Annotated in this window: 12 protein-coding genes; 9 read left to right on the top strand and 3 right to left on the bottom strand. The window is 66.6% G+C overall.

What is annotated here, in order from left to right:
• Positions 1-29: 29 nt before the first annotated feature.
• A complete protein-coding gene (locus ABZX67_RS15615; RefSeq protein WP_355359803.1) occupies positions 30-386 on the bottom strand; it encodes a hypothetical protein in 357 nt (118 codons plus the stop codon).
• A gap of 905 nt (positions 387-1,291) precedes the next feature.
• On the opposite strand from ABZX67_RS15615, the gene ABZX67_RS15610 reads away from it, so the two are divergent.
• Positions 1,292-5,356 carry a CHAT domain-containing protein gene (locus tag ABZX67_RS15610; protein WP_355359800.1) on the top strand — a complete coding sequence of 1,355 codons (4,065 nt, stop codon included), beginning with the start codon at positions 1,292-1,294 and terminating at the stop codon, positions 5,354-5,356.
• Positions 5,353-6,051: a hypothetical protein gene (locus ABZX67_RS15605; RefSeq protein ID WP_355359797.1), complete on the top strand. Its 699-nt coding sequence runs from the start codon at positions 5,353-5,355 to the stop codon at positions 6,049-6,051. Before ABZX67_RS15610 ends, ABZX67_RS15605 begins: the two co-directional genes overlap by 4 nt.
• A 182-nt stretch (positions 6,052-6,233) precedes the next feature.
• Here the strand turns inward: ABZX67_RS15605 and ABZX67_RS15600 are convergent, their stop codons facing one another.
• The gene (locus tag ABZX67_RS15600; RefSeq protein WP_355359794.1) at positions 6,234-9,194 is read right to left on the bottom strand and encodes an ATP-dependent DNA helicase; all 2,961 of its coding nucleotides are present in this window, start codon (positions 9,192-9,194) and stop codon (positions 6,234-6,236) included.
• Between the two features lie 365 nt (positions 9,195-9,559).
• Here ABZX67_RS15600 and ABZX67_RS15595 point away from each other — a divergent pair, with 365 nt between their 5' ends.
• Positions 9,560-9,748 carry a hypothetical protein gene (locus tag ABZX67_RS15595; RefSeq protein ID WP_255137930.1) on the top strand — a complete coding sequence of 63 codons (189 nt, stop codon included), beginning with the start codon at positions 9,560-9,562 and terminating at the stop codon, positions 9,746-9,748.
• Here the strand turns inward: ABZX67_RS15595 and ABZX67_RS15590 are convergent.
• A complete protein-coding gene (locus ABZX67_RS15590) occupies positions 9,729-10,565 on the bottom strand; it encodes a very short patch repair endonuclease (RefSeq protein WP_355359790.1) in 837 nt (278 codons plus the stop codon). The two genes, ABZX67_RS15595 and ABZX67_RS15590, sit on opposite strands and share 20 nt — an antisense overlap.
• Before the next feature lie 130 nt (positions 10,566-10,695).
• Between ABZX67_RS15590 and ABZX67_RS15585 the strand changes: the two genes are divergently transcribed.
• The 6 genes from ABZX67_RS15585 to ABZX67_RS15560 all read left to right on the top strand — a co-directional run bounded on the left by ABZX67_RS15585 (position 10,696) and on the right by ABZX67_RS15560 (position 19,403).
• Positions 10,696-11,985: a DNA cytosine methyltransferase gene (locus ABZX67_RS15585; RefSeq protein WP_355359787.1), complete on the top strand. Its 1,290-nt coding sequence runs from the start codon at positions 10,696-10,698 to the stop codon at positions 11,983-11,985.
• Positions 11,986-12,258: 273 nt separating this feature from the next.
• Entirely contained in the window at positions 12,259-14,841 is a 2,583-nt protein-coding gene (locus tag ABZX67_RS15580; RefSeq protein ID WP_355359784.1) for a Z1 domain-containing protein, read from the top strand.
• The gene (locus tag ABZX67_RS15575; protein ID WP_355359781.1) at positions 14,838-15,854 is read left to right on the top strand and encodes a PD-(D/E)XK motif protein; all 1,017 of its coding nucleotides are present in this window, start codon (positions 14,838-14,840) and stop codon (positions 15,852-15,854) included. Before ABZX67_RS15580 ends, ABZX67_RS15575 begins: the two co-directional genes overlap by 4 nt.
• 68 nt (positions 15,855-15,922) lie before the next feature.
• Positions 15,923-17,731 carry a hypothetical protein gene (locus ABZX67_RS15570; RefSeq protein WP_355359778.1) on the top strand — a complete coding sequence of 603 codons (1,809 nt, stop codon included), beginning with the start codon at positions 15,923-15,925 and terminating at the stop codon, positions 17,729-17,731.
• Positions 17,728-18,630: a hypothetical protein gene (locus tag ABZX67_RS15565; RefSeq protein ID WP_355359775.1), complete on the top strand. Its 903-nt coding sequence runs from the start codon at positions 17,728-17,730 to the stop codon at positions 18,628-18,630. Before ABZX67_RS15570 ends, ABZX67_RS15565 begins: the two co-directional genes overlap by 4 nt.
• A complete protein-coding gene (locus tag ABZX67_RS15560; protein ID WP_355359772.1) occupies positions 18,630-19,403 on the top strand; it encodes a DUF6339 family protein in 774 nt (257 codons plus the stop codon). Before ABZX67_RS15565 ends, ABZX67_RS15560 begins: the two co-directional genes overlap by 1 nt.
• Positions 19,404-19,446 lie beyond the last annotated feature (43 nt).

The following is a 19,446-nucleotide window of genomic DNA, read 5'->3' as shown; positions in this document are numbered from 1 at the left end:
CACGGGCCCGGGGACATGGCGCCCGGAGGTCAGCGCACGGCGGGCGGGGTGTCCTCCGCGCACAGCGCCCAGATGACGAAGACGCCGATCGCGATCGAGATCACCGCCCAGACGGGCTGGTAGGGCAACCAGACGAAGTTCGCGATCACGGCGAGCGAGGCGAGCGCGACACCGCTCGCCTTGGCCCACGTCGCCCCGCTGAGGATCCCGGCCCCGATGAGGGCTACGAGGATCCCGAGGACCAGGTGGATCCACCCCCACGCGCTGACGCTGAACTCGAAGACGTACTCGCCGATCCGCCCGTACACATCGTCCTCGGCGATACCCGCGATGCCCTGCAACATCCCGAGCACCCCCTCCACCAGCAGCAACACCCCAGCGAACATCGCCCCAGCGGACCCCCACCCACTCCGCTGCGACCCCCGCCCCCCGCCCGGCGGCCCGGCGTGATGCGCATACGCATGCTGCTCGGTCCCCCCGCCACCATGCCCGCCGCCGGCCTGGCTGCTCATGGCCGCCCCTCTCTGTCCGGTGATTCCCCTCCGAGCGTGCGGGGGGTGGGGCTGCGCGTCGACCGGGGGGCGTCCGACCGGGTGAGGGGGGCTGCGGGGCGGGGGCCGACGTGGACGCCGCCCTTCGACGCACTCACCGCTTCGACACGGTGATGCTCAAGGACAACTCGCTTCGCAGTCGAACGAGTTACTCCACAGCGCGCCCAAGGACAGAACGCGACCGTGTAGCTAACCAATCATCAGAGCAGCCGGACATCTCAAGGAGCGCCGCGCTGATCACTGGCAAGACGTGTCCCCTCGGTGGACGGCTCGGAGTCGTCCCGGTCGACTGTGTGTCGACTGCCTCCGCATGGTGGACCCGCTGCTGCCTGTGAGCGGGATGTTCGGGAACTGGATTCCGAATCCGGCTCTCACGTTGACAGAAAGCAGTCAGGGGCCTGATCCGCTCTCGCGGATCAGGCCCCTGACCTGGTGTTTCAGCTGTCGGGGTGGCGGGATTTGAACCCACGACCTCTTCGTCCCGAACGAGGTTCGGTTGCTGATCTCGCCAGTGCGGTTGGTATTTGCGCTGATCAAAGCGTTGGGCTGTAGTGGTGTCGCGTGGCCTGGAAGGGGCTCGGGGAGCGGGTTGGCTCCCAGATGGCTCCCAGGTCCAACAGATGCTGCGCCGTCCGTTCAAACAGGCGGATCTATAAACGCGTCGGACGCAGCACTGACTCTTGCTTGCGCCAGCGGTTGATGGAGCGATCGCCTACCCTGGGCGCTCAGGAGGTTACGGGGTGAGGGATGCGCTGCTCAGAGAACTGGCCGACAGAGTCAGGGCCTTCCATAGCGGCGGGGCGCCGGATGTCGTACTCGACGACGCAGGGGTGAAAGCCGCCGCAGAACTGATGGCGGCCGCAGGCGAGGCCCTGGAGCAGCGGGGGGCGGTGGACGCCGACATCCTGTACACGGTCGCCGCGTACCACTGGGCACGGTCTCTCGCACATGATGACGTTGCGCTGTCGGCCGCCGACCACGCCAGGGCTATGCATGTCTTCGGCCTGCTGTACCTGGTAGATCACCGACGCGTGCCCCGGGAGCTGTGGTCCGAGCTCACTGAGGAAACCGGTCACAACCCGTGGCAGGACCCTGTCCACCATGCAAACGATCTCTTACAGGACGCCGAGGAGAGCGGCGATCCGTCGGCGCTCGACGAGGCGGTAGCCCTACTCCACGATTCCGCCAGCACCCCCTACCGCGACACTATGCTGGGCATCGCCCTCCGCGACCGGGCGGCGGTCGCCGACCGCGCGCTCGCCGACCGTATGGTCGATATCGACTCCGCCGTCGAACTGCTCGCTGCCGTGGCCGCGCTCTCCGAGGAGTCGCCCGCCCTGCGCGCCCGTCGCCGATTGGCCCTGGCAAGCGTCCACCTGCAGCGACTCGGGCTCTCCGCCGACCTCGCCGATCTCGCTGCGGCCGAGTCCGCGGCGCGCACGGCGTTCGCCGAGGCCCCGGAAGGCTCTGCCGAGCAGGCGGACGCGGCGGCAAGCATTGGCGTAACCCTCGGCCGCCGCGCTGAGCGCGAGCCTTTACTGGAAGCCGTCGCTCTGCTGCAAGAAGCAGTCCCGTGGCTGCGCATGGCCGTCGATCTTGATACGGCTTCGGGACGCGAGTCGGAGAACCGCATAAACCTATGCAGGGTAATGGGCCTGCTCCTCGAGCATACGGTTCTGGACCCCGAGGAAGAGCAGGAAAGAGAGAAGGAGGAGGCGGCTGCACCGCTTGCACCGGACAGCGAGCACCAAGCAAGAGACCTCGCCGAACTCGGTTTTAAGATCGTCGCACGGGTCATTCCGGAGGACGAAGCGGTCCAGCGTGTCGTCGCCCCGGCCTTCCCGCTCTCGAAGGAGGCAGTCGGCTCCGTTGTGACCGGCGCCATGGGCCTCGTGGGCTCCGGGGCGCCGGAGGACGCTGTTCCCACACTCACCCTTGCGCTGGAGGCCGCAACCGCGCGTTGGGGAACAGGGCCTGAGAGCCCTTGGTGGCAGGCGGCCGACGCGTATGTCGAAGCCGCGCGTCTGAGCCTGGTCAGACGTCCCGACGGAATACTGTTCCGCCGCGCCCACGACGTCGTCCGGGCCCAGATCGAAGTACTGCGCGAACACAACAAAACCGATGAGCTCGCCGAGACCCTCTTCGCCGCCGGGCTGCTACACCTCAGCCCATACTTCGGCGAACTTCCGGGGCTGACCTTCAGCAGCGCGCTCAGCCTCTGGCAGGACCGTCAGATCCGGTACCGGTCCCTCCACCCGGACGACTCCCCCCACACCGCAGGTCCCGACATGCCACCCGCTGCGGAAGCGGCAGAGGCGGCGGTCAGGTACCTCCGGGATGCCGCGGCCCTGTCGTCGGGTCATGCGCTGGGGCGAGTCCTCAGGTCTCTGGCCGAGGCACTGTCCTTCCTCGCCGGGGTGCGGCAGCAGTCCTACGACCGAGAGATCCTGCTTGCCGCCCGAAAGGCGTTCGATGTCCTGGACCCACGGCGCGATCCGCTGAGCCGTCTATACGTACTCCGCATCCTGTACCGGTTCGGCGAACTGGCCCTGCCAGACGCCCCACTCGGCTTGCTCCCTGTGCCCCTCTCGGTCATCCGGGCGCGGCAGGGGGAGCACGAGGCATCCTGTGTCTTCGCGGAGGCACTCACCCTCGCCGCTGAAGCCCACCGCCTCGACCTCCAGGCCCAGCTTCTCGAGGCGGCCGACCGCGAGCTGCCTAATCTCGCACGAGACTCCCACCGCCGACTACGCTGGGCGAGTGAGGTGCACTGCCTCGCCGACGACCGGCTGGCGTGCTACCCGGAATCGGCGCCTGTGGACACAGTCGCCGGCCAAGTGCGGGCTCTCGCAGAAGCCGAAGGGTGGTCCGCCGCAGAACGCGCGGCGACACTCGTTCATCTCGCAGCCCATGCCAACTCCGCGGAGACCGGTGAGATCGGTCGCGACCTCATCGAAGAGGCACGGCAGCTAGACCCCGAGCTGTTCTGGCAGCACAACGACGCTTTTCACTATCTCGACGCCGTACTCGCCCATGATCTAGGCGTGCGTGCCGAGGCCGAGCATGAACCGGAGCTTGCCGCCCGTAACTTTGCCTCGGCCGTATTCCATCTCGGAGCGTGCCAACAGATCGATCTCGCGCTGGCGGCCCTTGACGCCGGGCTGGAGTGCGCACATGCCTGCGAGGGGCTGTCAGCGATCCGGGCAGCTCACGCGCTGATCCCGGCATCCGTGTTCCTGCGGCATGGCACGGACGAGACGGTGGACTGGAAACTGCGTGACCTCTACCAGTCGCTGACCTACAAGCTGACCGGCGATACCGTCGATCTCTCGGCGATTTCGAGAGTGCACCAGGCCGCAAAGGGCATGGACTTCACCATTGTGACGGAGCACCCGGGCCCACTGGAGTTCTCCACAGGTCTGGATCGGATGCTCCGCCACGCACGACTTGCCGAAGCAGGGCTACCCGACCCGCTCCCCGACTTCGAACTCCCCGGTGGGGCTGAGACAGCCATGCTCTTCTACCTGGGTTCCGGCGAGGCGGAACCTGACAGTGGCGCCGAGGCCGAGGTGCGCAACCTGCAGCGTGCCGCCGATCGCCGGATCAGCCGAGAACTGCGCACAGCCCGGGAGCCGACACGGCTCCCGCTGCTAGAGCTCGACGAAATCCAGACCCTGCTGCCCGAGGAGACGGTGTTGCTCTCGCTCTTCCTCAGCCAGGTTCACCACCAGGAATCGGTCAACCCCATCATGGCCCTGCAGGGTCTCGCGGTGACCCACGAGGGGTTCGCTCATCGCACGATGATGTTTCCGGACATCGATGGCGGGTTGACCCGAGTGTGGAAGGCTGGCCACTCTCTCAACGTGTCGCCCGCAGCGATTCAGATCGCGGCACTGCGACGTGAGATCACCGTCGACCCACTGCACCGCAACGTAACCCGCATCGCCCAACAGTTCCTCGCCGATGATTCTGGCTCGTATTTGGCCGGATTCACTGAATCCCTGCCCTCCTGGCTCACCCAGGGCAAGACCCATCTCTGTGTCTGGCCGAACGGCCCGCTCCACTACCTTCCGTTTCACCTTCTCTCCGCCGACGGCCGCCCGCTGGCAGACGACTGGACCGTCACCCAGGTGCCCAGCCTCTCCTTCCTCAGTCGTCCGGACCGGCCCGCACCACCCGCACCGCGCCAGGCGCTGGCCGCCTTCGCGTTCGACAGCGGCGGCACCGAATCCTTAGAGGGGCACACCGCACGAGTCGCCGCTTCGATGGGGGATGCCGACCCTGTTCTGGGGGCGGCCGCCACCCCGCGCCGTTTCCTCGAAGCCCTACCCGGAGCCCGCTACGTCCATGTGGCGGCCCACGGGTCGCACAACGAGTGGGCACCCTGGTACCAGTGCCTGTACCTGGCGCCGGATCCGGAGACCGGCGATGATGGCCGGGTCTTCGCCCACGACATTCTCAAAACCGACCTGCGCGGCGTCGAGCTCGTCACCATGAGCGCATGCGAGTCGGCTCTTGGCCGCTTCGACATAAACGACAACCTGCACGGCCTACCCGCTGCTTTCCTCTCAGCCGGTGCCACCGCCATAGTCGGGTGTCTCTGGCCAGTGGCTCCGGACGTGGCCACAGAATTCTTCAGCACGTTGTACGAACAGCTCGCCACCGACCCGGACCGGCGCACCGCGTTCCGCACCGCCCAGTCCATGACTCGTGCCCGCCACCCCGCCTACCGTGACTGGGGAGCCTTTTGCTTCATCGGGGATTGGCGCAGGACCACCGATTCCCCCAATGGAGCCACCGCATGACGCCCCCCGATCAGACGACCGAAGCGGCAGCGCCGACCTACGACGTTGACCTTGTGCCGACGCTCCTCCTTCGGACGCCCACCCCCTTGCCCCCTCTGACGGGACGGGTTTCGTTGGGTACCCCCGTCGTGCGTCCCCTCACCGCCGCGCAGGCCGCCGAGGGCGACGGGGGCTGGCAAGATTTCCTGGAGTCACAGGTCGGCCAGTACGACTACCTGCTCCTCAGCCTGGTTTGTTCGTTCCGCCCTGCTCATGACGGGTCCCCCTTCGTGGATGCGGGCATCGGTATCCGGCTGGAGGCTCCCGACGAGCCGGCCGATCGGCAGCCGATCGCATGGTCCATCTCGCCGAAGAAGCGAGCTGCCCCTGTCTCGACCTCCGTCCAACTGAAGTTGACAGCCAAGCTCATGCTCGTGGAGGCCGGTGTCGAATACGCACCGGAACAGGGCGGCCGTGAGGAACTGTTCGTAGTCGGCATGGGAGAACGCGACAGCGACCCTGAGTGGCGGTTCAGCGCCACCTCCGGCACGCCGTTGGTCGGCGACGAGTCGCTCGCCCTCATCGTCCGGGTCCCCGCCGGTGTGCCGGCACGGGCCCACATCACGATGGCGGCGACTGTCAAACAGCGCCGTCTCGGTCTGATCCCATACCGAGCCGTACTACCTCCCGCACTTCGAACAATAGACTTTCGGTGATCGTGACGGAAAGATTCGTGCGCCGAAGCGGGTGATCCCAATCGCCACTGCATTCACGCGGTCTCGGCCGCTTCAGTAGTTCACGCCGCCCTGCGAAGCCGGTTAAAGTGCCGCGCCCGATGGGAACGGTGCAGCCACCGCTGCCGGACGTGAGCGCGTGTCCGGCAGCGGTGGCTGGCGATTCACTTCCCAGGCCCCGTACGGGAGAACGCAGCGATCTGCAGGAACCTCTTCCCGCCGTTCCCGTCCGGCAAGTGGAGGGCGGGCGGCTCGACGTCGGTGGCGAACGGCTCGACCTTCTGGGAGCACAGCCGCCTGAAGTCGCAGCCGGCGCACTTGCCTGCCGAACCGCGCCGCGGGAAGTCGCCTTCGACGATCCGCTCGACGGCCCATTCGACGTTGGTGACCGCGTCCCTCATAGCGTCGACGTCGACGGGAACGTCGACGCGCTTGCCGTCCTTGAGGAGGTGTACGGCGCCCGTGCGCGCGTTCATGCCTCGGACGACTTCGGCCCCCCGGCCATAGAGCTGTACCTGGAGGGACAGGTCCTCCCAGTGCAGGTCCTCGTTCTGGACCGGGTCGTCGCCGCCTTCCATCGTCTTGAAGTCGATCACCTTGGCGTCCTGGATCTCCTCCGCCTCGTCGACACAGAGGAGCAGATCGATCGCGCCCGAGATGACGGCTCCCTCGATCGGCACCTCGAAAGGCAGCTCGACCTGGCGCCGACGTTCGAAGTCCTGCCCGTACTCGGCGGCGTAGCCGGCGACGACGTCCGAAGACTTCTGCTTCGCCCGCTCGTAGGCGCCCGGGCGGTTGACCGGGTCGGTGCTGGGCGCGACGTGCTTCAGGTGGAAAAGGTCCTCGGCGACGGCACGGGCGGCTTCAGGCGTCGGCGGGCAATCCTTGTAGATCTCATGGAGCTTGCCCACGGCGGCGTGCACGGCCCGGCCGAACCCGAAGAGCTCCGGGATGGCGGGAGAGAAGCCGTTGACCTCGCCCAGCTTGTACGAGTACGGGCACCGCATGTAGGAGCGGATCTGGGAGTAAGTAGTGGGTAGGACCGATTCGTCTCCCCGGCGGCGCGGAGTGGTCGAGGGCGGCGTCACGCAGGGCGGAGCGCCGGGGTCAAGCAGGTCGCGTCTGATCTCGGGGTGGGACAAGCGGGCCGCGAAGCGCGAGACGCGGGACACCCGCTTGCCACCGGGAAGCATCGACGCCCCCGTGACGTACAGGTAGCGCTCGGCCCGAGTGATGGCCGTATAGAACAGGCGCGCCTGGTCCGCATCCCCGGTCTGATAGGAACCGTTGTCGAGGGCCTGCTGGATGAGGATTGTGGGCATCCACCCGTCGTAGCTCCGCCGCTTGGCCGGGAACCGGTTGGCCTCCACGTCCACCACGAACACGACGGGGAACTCGAGTCCCTTGGCACGATGCACCGTTGACACCGACACGGCGTCGGGACGGCTCACCATCTGATTGTCGGTCTCGTAGCCGTCACCAGCGACGTTCTCCAGGAAGTTGAGAAGGTCTCCGAAGCGGTTGCTTCCGTCGATGGAAACGTAGACCGACTCGACGTCCTGCAGGATGCGGCTGAAGGTGCCGAGGTCCGCCATGACCCCGTCGTCGAACCCGCTGTCGGCGACATCGAGGGCGTGCAACAACTCGTGCAGGAGCTCCTGCGGGAAGAGACGCTGCCGCGGCGCACCCTGGGCCACAGGCGCATGGATCCGTCGCCCCCAGTCGGCGAAGACCTCCCTCACCCGCTTCAGGTCCGCCTTCGGGAACGCCAGCAGGAGATCCGAGCGGAAGAGGCGCTCGACCTCGTCACGGTCGGGGGATCCGTCACGAAGCAGGCCGAAAGCGCTGCGGATCGCTGCGGGCTGCGCCCGATCGAACAGCTGACTGCCGGCGTTCAGCGCGTACGGGATGCCCCGGGCGCTCAGCGCCTCCACGAAAGCCCTGTGACGCTTGGAACCGTCGGACTCCGACGTCTCCGTCGACCGCATCAGGACGGCGAAGTCCGCCGGAGTCAGCCCTCGGACGGTGCCGTCGGACTCCTCGTATTCGGTGCCGAGGAGTTCCTGGATACGATCCGCCACGAACTCCGCCTCCGAGGGCCGGTCCGGGAAGTGCTGGACGGCGAATTCGCGGGGCTCTCGATCGGCGGCAGCCTTGAGGCGCTTCGGCAGGCGGACGGCACCGAGCTCCTGGGCGGCGAAGTCACCGGCCGCCTCCACGATCGCCGTAGTGGAACGGAAGTTGGTGAGCAGCCGGTGCTCGGAGGCGCGAGGGTATCTGCGGGTGAACTCCAGGATGTTCGTGACGTCGGCGCCACGCCAGCCGTAGATCGCCTGGTCGTCGTCGCCGACGACGAAGAGGGTCTGTGAATGCGCGTGCATAAGGCCGATCAGGCGCTCCTGCACCACGTTGACGTCCTGGTACTCGTCGACCAGCACGTGTCGCAGTGAGGCCAGCGCACGCGCGGCGCCAGGGTCCTTACACTCGAGTGCCTCCACCACGAGTCGCTGCATCAGCGAGAAGTCGATGAAGTGGTCCTTCTCCAGGTGGCTGCGCAGACGCTCGAGGGCCTCGCCCAGTTCCGGGTCCTCCGCCGCGACCTCTCGGGGGTCGAGCAGCTCGTCGTTCATCATCTGCCAAGCCCGACCGAGCTGCCGCAGGGTCTTGTAGTACCCGTGCCGGTACCCCCCAGAAGTGGGGTGGGCGTCCCTCAGCGACGCGATCCCCAGCTTCGGGTAACGCGAGATCAGGTAGAGCTGATACCGCATCTCGTCCAGCACGTCGAACTGACGGTAGTTCGCGTCCATCTCGCCGAGTACCCGACGGCACCAGGCGTGGATGGTGCCGATGTACATGCCGCCGACCAGGTGGGGGTCCAGACCGCATACCTCGAGAGCCTGCGCGACCCTGACCTTGATCTGTTCCCCCGCCTTGTCGGAGAAGGTGAAGGCGACCACCGACTCGGGCGGGGCCCCCGAGGCCACGAGATGGGCGACGCGGCCCGCAAGGGTCCGCGACTTGCCCGAACCAGCGCCGGCGATCGCCAGGACCTCCCGCTCTGGCGCCACGGCCGCCTCGTACTGCTCCTGAGTGAGCCACCCCTTGAGCGCCTGCTCAACGTCCACCGCTCGTCCACCCCTTCGTGAAGGCCGTTGATACCTTCATCGTGCCGGCCGGCTCTGACAACGCGGGGTGAGCTGCGAGTTCGTGCTCCGAGGCGTCCTACGGACCCACCATGAGCGACCGCGTTTCCGACGGTCTCCAGCCAGTCCCCGGCTCGACGGAGGGCGATGAGGCAAGTCGCCCTCGCAAGAGGGGGAAGAGATGGCCGGCTCGAGTCCGGCTTCGGCCAGCGGTCCGAGAGACGAATCGGTAGCAGTGGCGAAGGCGAACTGCCTCGGTGTGCTTCCTGAGCGTCTTGGACCTTGTCAAATCCCGAAGACGCGCTGGCGGCCCTTTCGTGGGCACGGCGACGTGCCATCATGGCTCAATGATCCGAGAACCGGCTGAGATCGTCGTGCGCGAGGACGGTTCGGTAGAGCTGCCTATGGGGCTCCTCGTCGAGGCTGGCCTGTCGGTCGGCGCACGCCTCCTCGCCTATAGCGATGGCGACGGGCGGATCGTCCTGCGGAGGGAAGCCGACGCCTTGGACGACCTGATCAACGGACGTCCCCTCTGATCGCCCGCGGGCTGAAGTGGCTCTTCGACTCTTCGAGCGCTAGCCGCACGAGCGTCACCGCGTCCTCGATCGCCGTGTGCTCCCAAACGCGGACGACGAACCAACCCTGTTCCACCAGGAGTCTGTCCGTCTCCGCGTCCCTCCTTTTGTTGCCCTCGATCTTCGCGACCCAGAAATCCCTGTTGCTTGAAGGGATCGAACCGTGTGCCGGACAGCCGTGCCAGTAGCAACCGTCCACGAAAACCGCCACCTTGTACTTGGTGAACAGGACGTCTGCGGTTCGGCGAAGAGTCGGCACCGGTCTGACCGACACTCTGTAGCGCAGCCCCTGCCGATGCAATGCCGACCGTAGCCTGCGCTCGGGTTTGGTGTCCCGTCCCCTGTTCGAGCGCATGGAGGCCCGTGTGCCTGCGGATGTGGCCCATGACCCCCTTACGTCCTCCTCCACCAGGAGCCCGGTCTCCTCGGCGAGGCGCCAGGCGGCTCGGAGATTGGCGCTGCGGGTGGGGTGATGGACCTCACCGAGAAGAAGTCGCTGCTTTCGCCCGGCGGACGTCCACTGGAGCCGGGCGATGACGCGGCCCGTCCTCCGTACAGGGGTCAGCACGACGGTGGCCGGCACCCTGTTGCCGTCATCGACGGTGACGAACCGCTTGGACGCACCGCCGGCGGCTCGATCCTGCTCGCGTACACGGTCGCTTCTTGTCATCCCGGCCCGGGGACGCCAGGCACGGGGCGGAGGATGCTCGACTGGGGCGGCGCGCCCGCCCTTTTCAGCGACAGCGGGGGTTTTGGCGGCCGTGTGTACGTGGACCACGCTTCGAGCGTAGTGGTTTCCGCCAAAAAGGATCCGTGTGGGTGACCGGATTGAGGGCCGGCGTAGAACACCGATGAGCTGTAAGGTCACAAGGTTGTCCTTTAGCCGGCCAGCCGGCTACAGTGCGCCAATGACCCAACCACATCCCGAAGTCGGCGTCTCCCGGAAGGCGGCCAGCGGCGATGCCGATCTCCCGCCGCTACGGACGATCGACCTATTCGCCGGGTGTGGGGGGCTGACACAGGGCTTCGTGGAAGCCCTCCATGAGGGCCGGGCGGTGTACCGCCCGGTCGCCGCCGTAGAGCTTGATCCTGCTGCGGCGGCTACCTACGCCGTGAACTTCTCCGAACGCTTCGGGGCACACATCCACCAAGGGGACATCGCACAGTGGGTGGGCCGGCCTGGAGCGCTCCCCGAAGCCGACATCGTGTTGGGTGGCCCACCGTGTCAGGGATTCTCTCGACTCGGTAATCAGGATCCGAACGATGAGCGTAATCAGCTCTGGCGTCACTACCTGAAAGTGGTTTCGACGGTCCGGCCGATGGTGTTTGTTATGGAGAACGTCGACGCATTCAGGAAGTCGCCCGAATTTCGACATCTGATCAGTGAAACGCTTGCTGGGGGGGCTCTCTCCGACTATCGCATTTTTGATGACCTTCTCAACTCCGCCGATCACGGCGTCCCGCAGCGACGCTTCCGGACCATTGCAATCGGTATCCGTAAGGATCTGTTGTTGCCTTCGGATTCCGGGGCTCCCAGCCGTGTCGAGGAAATCTCGGATATGGAACTGCAGTCCCGGTTGATTCCGGGGCCTGCCGACGGGCCTCAGCGGACGGTATGGCAGACGATCTCGGATCTTGTCTTGCGCAAGTTGTCCCCGGAGCTTCCCGCTCGGCGGAAAATCGTGAACGGACAAAAGGTCGCTGGTCCTTTCTCCATGGACGAACTTCACCTGAGTCGAAATGGCATAAAGCCAATTTCGATGGCGCGTTATCGGTCCATCCCGGAGGGGGGGAATAGGTTCGACATTCCCTTCGAGCTCCTCTCTCGTTGCTGGAAGAACCACAAGACCGGCTCCGCGGACGTCATGGGTCGACTGCATCGAGACAAGCCCTCGGTCACCATCCGTACGGAATTCTTCAAACCGGAGAAGGGGCGCTACCTCCACCCGTGGTTGCACCGTCCCATCACACATCTGGAAGCGGCCCGCTTGCAAGGCTTCCCCGAGACCTTCCAGTGGTGTGGGAGCAGGACCCAGATCGCGCGACAGATCGGCAACGCCGTGCCCGTCGGATTGGGACGGGCCATCGCCGAGCATCTGGCACCGCTGCTTCTGGCCCAGAGGGATCTCCACGACTCCCGCACACCGAGGGTGCCCCGCGTGCGGAAGCCGCGGTGCAGGCTCACGACAGCCGCGTGAGCGGTGAACGTGCTCGTGCGGCTGTCATCGGGTGGGTCCTCTTTCTGCGCTGGGACCCTGCTGGCGTAGCGACCAGATATAAGCTTGTTTCACTCGACAACAACGTCGGGGTGCCCCGCTGTCAGCCCGTGCCCTGGGGAGGGCGCGAGGTGGGGGTGCCTTGGCCTAGCTGATGTCCGCGGCCGTACAAGACGGCGGCACCGACGCCCACCGTACGGCGACCGGACCGCCAGCCCCACGATCGCGGAACGACGCGCATCCAAGGGGTGGGGATTGAACGAGTTCGATAGTCAGTATGAGGCGTTCAAGCGCCTCATCAAGACGCACACGCCTGAACAGGCGTTGGCGACGATCAGGCTCTTCGGCATGTCTGACGAGCTCGCCAAGCGCATCGCGGAGCGTCATCAGCAGGAGACCATCGCCGTCCGCGAGAAGCGGGAGCCTGGTTCCGTCGTTCGGAACAACCGCGAGACCTGGTACGTCGGTCCCCAGGACGACGACAGGTGCTGGCCCGCTCTCAGGAACCTGTTGGCGAAACAGTCGTGGAACGAGGACAGCCTGCGCGGCCTCGACTCCGCGTCGACCAAGGTCGTTTCGATGCTCGACCACCCCCTGGAGAGCGCCTTCTCGACCAGGGGACTGGTCGTCGGGTACGTGCAGTCGGGCAAGACCAGCAACTTCACCGCGCTCATCGCGAAGGCGGCCGACGCCGGATACAAGTTCTTCATCGTCCTGGCCGGTATCCACAACGGTCTGAGGCTGCAGACCCAGCTCCGCCTCGAGCGGCAGCTGGTGGAGCCGGTGATAGACCAATGGCACACGCTCACCGGTCGCGTCGGGGACTTCGAACCTCCCGCGGGCAACCCCGCAGCCTTCTTCGGTGACAAGAGTCAGCAGCACGTCCTCTGCGTGATCAAAAAGAACGTGCCCAGGCTGCGGAAGCTCAAGGCGTGGTTGGAGAAGGCGCCCGACTACCTGCGTAACTGCCCGACACTGATCATCGACGACGAGGCCGACCAGGCGAGCGTCGCCTCACGCAGCACCAATCCCCTGATCCGGGAGATCATCGACCTGTTCCCCCGCGGGGGATACGTCGGTTACACCGCCACGCCCTTCGCTAACCTGTTGATCGACCCCGCCGCCAAGGACCTCTATCCGGAAGACTTCGTCGTCAACCTGCCGAAGCCGCGCGGTCATTTCGGCACCGAGGTCCTGTTCGGTCGTGACGCGTTGGACGGCGAGGACCCGCAGGAAGTACCGGACGGATACGACATGATCCGCACGGTCCCCGACGAGGAGGTGCCCCTCGTTCGACCGGGACGAGACGAGATTGAGGGGTTCGTGCCCGAGATCAGCGGTGCCTTGAGGACGGCCGTCCTGTACTTCTGGCTCGTCACCGCCGCTCGACGGGTGCGCGGAACGGGCGTTCCCCACTCCACGATGCTGATCCACACCAGCGTGAGCACCTTGGTCCACGAGAGCTTCGAAGGGCCCTTGGAGGCGTTCCGTAAGCGGACGGCCGGGTATCTCGAGGCCGCCGACGGGGAACTTCTCGATGAGTTGAGGCGGCTCTGGGAGGCCGAGGTCGCCCGCGTCCCCGGTAACGAGCCGGACCTCGGGGAGACGCCTGTCCCCTTCGACGCCCTCCTGCCGCTGATGGCCGGCGTGGTGGACGACTGCCGCATCATCCTGGACAACTCGAAGAGTGTGAAGCGGTTGGACTACGAGGCCGGTCCGGTGGTCGCCATCGCGGTGGGCGGCAACACCCTGTCCCGCGGCCTGACCCTCGAGGGCCTCGCCGTCAGCTACTTCGTGCGGAACGCATCGACGTACGACTCGTTGCTGCAGATGGGCCGTTGGTTCGGATTCCGCGACGGGTACGCGGACCTGCCACGCATCTGGATGACGGACTCGATGCGCGACTGGTTCCGGCACATCGCCACCGTCGAGTCGGAGATGCGCCGCGACATCGACGTGTACATGATTGAGGACAAGACACCGACGACCTTCGCCGTCCGCATGCGCACCCACCCGTCACTCCGCATCACCGCGGCTGGCAAGATGCGGGACGCGGTGAAGGCGAGCGCGGCGTACGGAGGCCAGCGGGTGCAGACCCGTTACTTCCGTACGCAGGACGCCGAGTGGTTGAAGGCCAACCGAAAGGCCGCCCACGACCTCGTCGACCGTTCCGTGCGTCTGGCGGGAGCCCGGCACGAGGAAAGGGGCTCCCAGGGCCGCCACGTTCTCCGAGGCGTGCCCTACGACATCGTCCTGGACTTCCTCGACGAGTATCGCTTCCACAGCAAGTCGTTGGAATGCGATGCTGGCCTGTTGCGCAGTTACGTCGAGCGCCGGGTGCGATCCGGTGGCGGCGGTGCGCTCAAGCGCTGGAACGTAGCGGTCATCGGAAACCCGCTCAGCGGCGATCCGGACAAGCGGTACGAGTTCGCCCCCGGGATCGCCGTCGACCGCGTTATCCGAGCGAAGCTCGGGGAGAGCGGCAACGACGCCGCCGACATCAAGACCCTGATGAGCCGTCGCGACGCCGGCGTCGACCTCGACCTCGGTGCGCTGACGGAGATCAACGAGGCGGCTCTGAAGAACGCCAGGCGCGAGCAGGCACCGGACACCGCGCTGTTGACCCTTTACCCGATCGACGCGCACTCTCCGTCGCCGACGAACCGCGAGAGTCGTGCCCCGCTCGGCGCCGTCGACCACGTCATCGGCGTCGGTCTGGTCTTTCCGATGCCACGAGGGGAGGACAGCGAGGTGGAGTACTACAGCGCCGACCTGTCCCGAGTGCAGGACGACGAGGAGGAGGACCTCTCACTGCTCTTCGAGGAGGACGAGAGTTGAGCGGGGGTACCGACCTTAGGCGCCTGCTAGATCGATACTGGGCCGAGCTGGACCTCGCTCCACTCGGCTCCGGAGCCGCACTCAGGACCTCCTCGCTTCCCGTCGTCACGGAACACGGCTCCGTCTCCGTAGCGACCGACGGCAATAGGCTGCGACACCTGCTGATCCCCCTCCATGGAAGACGACGAATCCCTACGGGGCGGATCGGCGGAACGCTTCGCGTCGCCGATCGGGCCTTGGAGGACGACGAGACCTACGGTCGTTTCGCGGATATCGTCTGTACCCGTAGGGACCTCGACGACGTCTTCACGGGCTTGTGTGCCGATGTCCTCGTGGCCCTGGAGGCGGATGGACGGCACCCCTACCGCACGACCTTGGCGGTGGTGAACCGGTGGCGCCAGCTCTTCAGCGGTGTGCCCCGTACGCTCACCGAGGCGCAGGAGATCGGCATCGCCGGCGAGTTGTTGGTCCTGCTCCGTCTACTCGACAAGGATCCCGGCGCGGTGAGGTTGTGGACCGGTCCCGAGGGCGGGCGTCACGACTTCTCCGACGGTCTCCACGCCGTCGAGGTGAAGAGCACCTACACGACGTCCGAACGCAGGACGTTCGAAGTCCACGCGCTCGACCAGCTGGAGGCGCCGCGGGGCGGGCGCCTGGTGCTGGCCTGGCATCGGTTCGAACGGACTCCGCGGGGGCGCACCGTCGGCGAGCTCGCCGCGGAGGCGGCACCGCTGTGTGTCGACGAGTCGGAGCTGTGGCTTCGACTGGCACATGTCGGCTACCAGCACGCGCAGACGGACGACGAAGGGGCGCTGCGCGTGTCACCCGTCGAAGAACGTTGGTACGAGGTCGATGAGGTCTTCCCCCGACTCACGACGGCGTCCCTAAGAGAGCCGGTACCCGACGGACTCCTGGACGTTCGTTACACCGTCGATCTGGCGGGCGTCCACTCGCCGATGCTGGACGATCCGGCTGTGGACGCTTTCCTGGACGAAGTGGGGCGGACGTCATGACCGCGGAATCCCCACGTTGGTCGTCCGAGCCCTACGCCCCCGGCGGCGGAGGGACGGCCGAGGGCGCCTTGAAGAACCTCGACGGCACCGAGCTGGACCCGCTGACGCTTCTCGTGAGGGAGTCGGCCCAGAACAGCTGGGACGCGCGGACCGGGGACGGCCCCGTGGACTACCGAGTGGAACTGCGTACGCTCGGGCCCAGTGAGGCGCCGGTGTGGCGCGACCTCTTCGCCATGGGCGCACCCCAGCTTCGACATCTCAAGCTTCGGACCTCGCTGGCACGTCCTGCCCTACGCATCCTGATTGTGACCGACACGGGGACGAGGGGATTGGGCGGACCCACCCGCGCCGACGTCGCGGTTCCCGGGCAGTCCGACTTCGCGTCGTTCGTCCGCAAGACCGGCAGCTCGAGCAAGGTCACCGGTCGTGGTGGCACCTATGGTTTCGGAAAGGCGGTGTTCCACCTCCTCTCCGCATCGCACACGGTGGTCGTGCACACGCGCTGTCGGGTGGACGACCGGTTGGAGACCCGACTCATCGGATGGGCGGTGCACGAGAGCTACACCGTGGAAGGCGACGACGCTACGAAGACCTTCACCGGCCGCCACTTCTGGGGAAAGGTCCAGCACGATTACGTCGAGCCGCTGGTCGGGGAGGAGGCTGACGAGGTTGCCAGAAGCCTCGGCCTGGACTCCCTTCCCGACGGCGAGACGGGGACCTCCGTCGCGATCCTCGACCCCGTCTTCGGTGAACGCGACGATGCCGAGGCCATGCGGTGGATCGTCGACGCCATGGTCTGGAACCTTTGGCCGAAGATGCTGCCGGAGGGGGGTGACGCGCCTATGCGCTTCTCCGCCAGCCACGAGGGCCGGACCGTTCCCGTTCCCAGGCCGTCGGAGGTCCCCCACCTGCGCCCGTTCGTCTGGGCCTACGACGACATGAATCGTCTCGTTGAACACAAGTCTTTGGGACGCGTCCTCGGCCGACTCGGCATGCGGAAGTTCATCTCACCCCAAGGAAGCCCCCCTCGGGTGGCACAGGAGGCGGGGATCGGGGAGCGGCTTCATCACACGTGCCTCATGCGACCGGTCGATCTGGTGGTGAGATACATCGAGGGGCCTCCCTTCTTCGAGGAGAGCGGGGGCTACGCGGCGGTCTTCCGCGCCGACGCCGGCATGGACCGGGTCTTCGCAGCGGCGGAGCCCGCGTCGCACGACGCCTGGTTGGTGGACAAACTCAGCGGAGACGACCATCGCCTGGCCAAGCACGCCCTCCGCAAGATCAACGACGCTATGAAGGAGGCATCCGGACCCGGCTCGGTATCGCACGAGGCGGGCGAAGGCGTCTCCCTCGCGGGCATGAGCCGACTCATGGCGGGGCTCATGGCGGGTACGGCGGGCGAGGGCGCGGAAGCCGTTTTCGCCACGGGTACGACGTCCCCCGGAGGCGCCGCGGGTACCGGACGGGCCTCTGCGGGAACGGCCGGAGCCGGCGGGGTCCCCGGCCCCAGAGGGGGATCGAGCGGTCCCTCCGGTCGCCGGCGCATTCTGTACGACGGGGCCCCCGAACACGACGTCGTCGACGGTGAGGCTGTCCTCGTCCAGCGATTCACCTTGCCTGACGCGGGCTCCTGCGTCGTAAAGGGTCGTGCCGCCGTCGCGCTGGGCGACGGTCGAGGTGTCGAGACGGAGCCACCCATCGGGGCGTCGATTCCCACGGTATTGGGATGGCGTGCGGGGAACGGCCCCATAACGACCGGGTCCTCGTTGCATGCGGCCGGCGGTGACGGCACGGTCTGGTCTCTGATCGTCAGGCCGGCCCCCGACACCATGACCGAGTTGACGGTCGTGGCGGAGGCGGGGGGCGACGGCCGGTGAACCGACGTGCCTATCCCTATCGCAGAGCGGCCGCCGGATCGGTGATGATGGCCGAGTGGTCCCTCAAGTCCGAGGACGGGGAAGCCGTGCCGTTGCCCGCCTTCATACCCGACTGGGACTTTCAGAGAGACCTGTCCCTTGAGTCGGTGGTCGGGGTCGACCTCGATGCGGTCAGGGCTACGGCCGGACTCCCGTACGAGGCCGAGCTCGCCCTTTCCGTGATCTGGAGCTCTACGGGTAGCGGCCTTCGACGGCTGGCCGACCGGGTCACACTGCACGGTGGAGGCACTCGCTCGGCACAGTTTTCGTTCACCGTGATCGGACGTGACAGTGGTGGTCTGCTGTCCGTCGACACCCAGCTGATCCTCGCGAAGGCTCTGGACAACCCGGACCCCGCCGGCCCCCGGCGCGCAGGATCCGTGCTCTGGCATCACCGGGCTGGCGTGCGGCTGCAGGGCGACGCGTCGCAGTTCCCCATGGCGGTGGTCGACTTCAAGAGTGCCGGCTATCCGGAGAAGGCCCCTTGGTACCTCGACATCGGTTCGAACCTGGAGGCGGCGACGATGGGCGCCGTCGTGCTTCTCGTGAACAGCGGCACACCGGCCGTGCTCAACGCGCTTCGCCGCGCGGAGAAAGCGTCGTACGCGGAACGGCTCATCCAATCCGCCGTAAGGCAGGACGTCGTCCGCCTGATGATCGAGCGGGCTGTGGCGGACGAGGAGTTGACGGACACATCACGGTTTGAGCCGGACACGCTCGGTCACACGCTGCTCGGTCTTCTGCGCACTTTCCTCCCCGGCATGTCCCTCACCTCCCTACGCATGACACGTCGCACAGATCCGGCGCTCTTTTCGGCGAAGATCCAGCACGCCGTCGGCCTCTTCTCCAAGGAGACGTGATGGTCTACCTGTACCCGCGCCTCCTGCCCGCAGCCGCGTCCGGTCTCCGGGAGGGGTATCTGCAACGTTCGGTCGAATATCTGCGTGATCGTTCCCGCCTTTCCCACCCGGCCATGTTCTACGCGGCCACGGGTGGTGCCCGCCTTTCCGAGCAGAGGCTCGGCTCCCTACGCGAGGCGGTGCTCGCATGCGCCACCGAGCGCGGTTATCCCGCCAAGCCCAGCAGGAAGCAGGCGGCGAGTTTCGACATCGAGGTGGCGACGATCCTCCACCGAGACTCGGGCATCGTTCCGGCGGAGGCGGTCGCAGGAGACCTCTGGGCCTTCCTCTCCCTCGTCGTGCTGCCGGACGTGGCCGCATGGCGGTTCGCGGACCTACACCGTGACCGGGTACTGGGGACCGACGTCACACGCCACGTCTTCGGTCGGCTGTGGTGGCGAGCACACCTTCTGTATGACGAGGACGGCGGAAGGGAGGACCTCTACGCCTCGCTGTCCGTCCTCAGCGAGTCGGATTTCGACCAGATCTACGCCCGACGCACGTCGATCGGTGGGAGTCCATATCTGGTGCGGGCGATCGTCAGGGTCTGGCAGGAGCTCGACATACCGCCTAATGCGGAGAGGCGGGTGCTCCGGGATTTCCTCATGCGGGTGCTCAGGCTCAACGCTTTCATCTCCTTCGACTCCTTGTCGGCGGAAGTACTCGACGAGGAGTTGGAGGGTGTGTTCCGAGAGTCGTTGTCCGTGGTGGTCGGAGCACAGACCCTCGCGTGACGACGGGAGTGTGCCCCGGAAGGGGGGCGCCGCCGAAGGTGCA

Origin of the sequence: Streptomyces sp. NPDC003036 (assembly GCF_040611175.1) — a bacterium.
Classification (GTDB): domain Bacteria; phylum Actinomycetota; class Actinomycetes; order Streptomycetales; family Streptomycetaceae; genus Streptomyces.
Note: the sequence above shows the minus strand (reverse complement) of the source record. Positions and strands in the feature narration are given on the sequence as shown.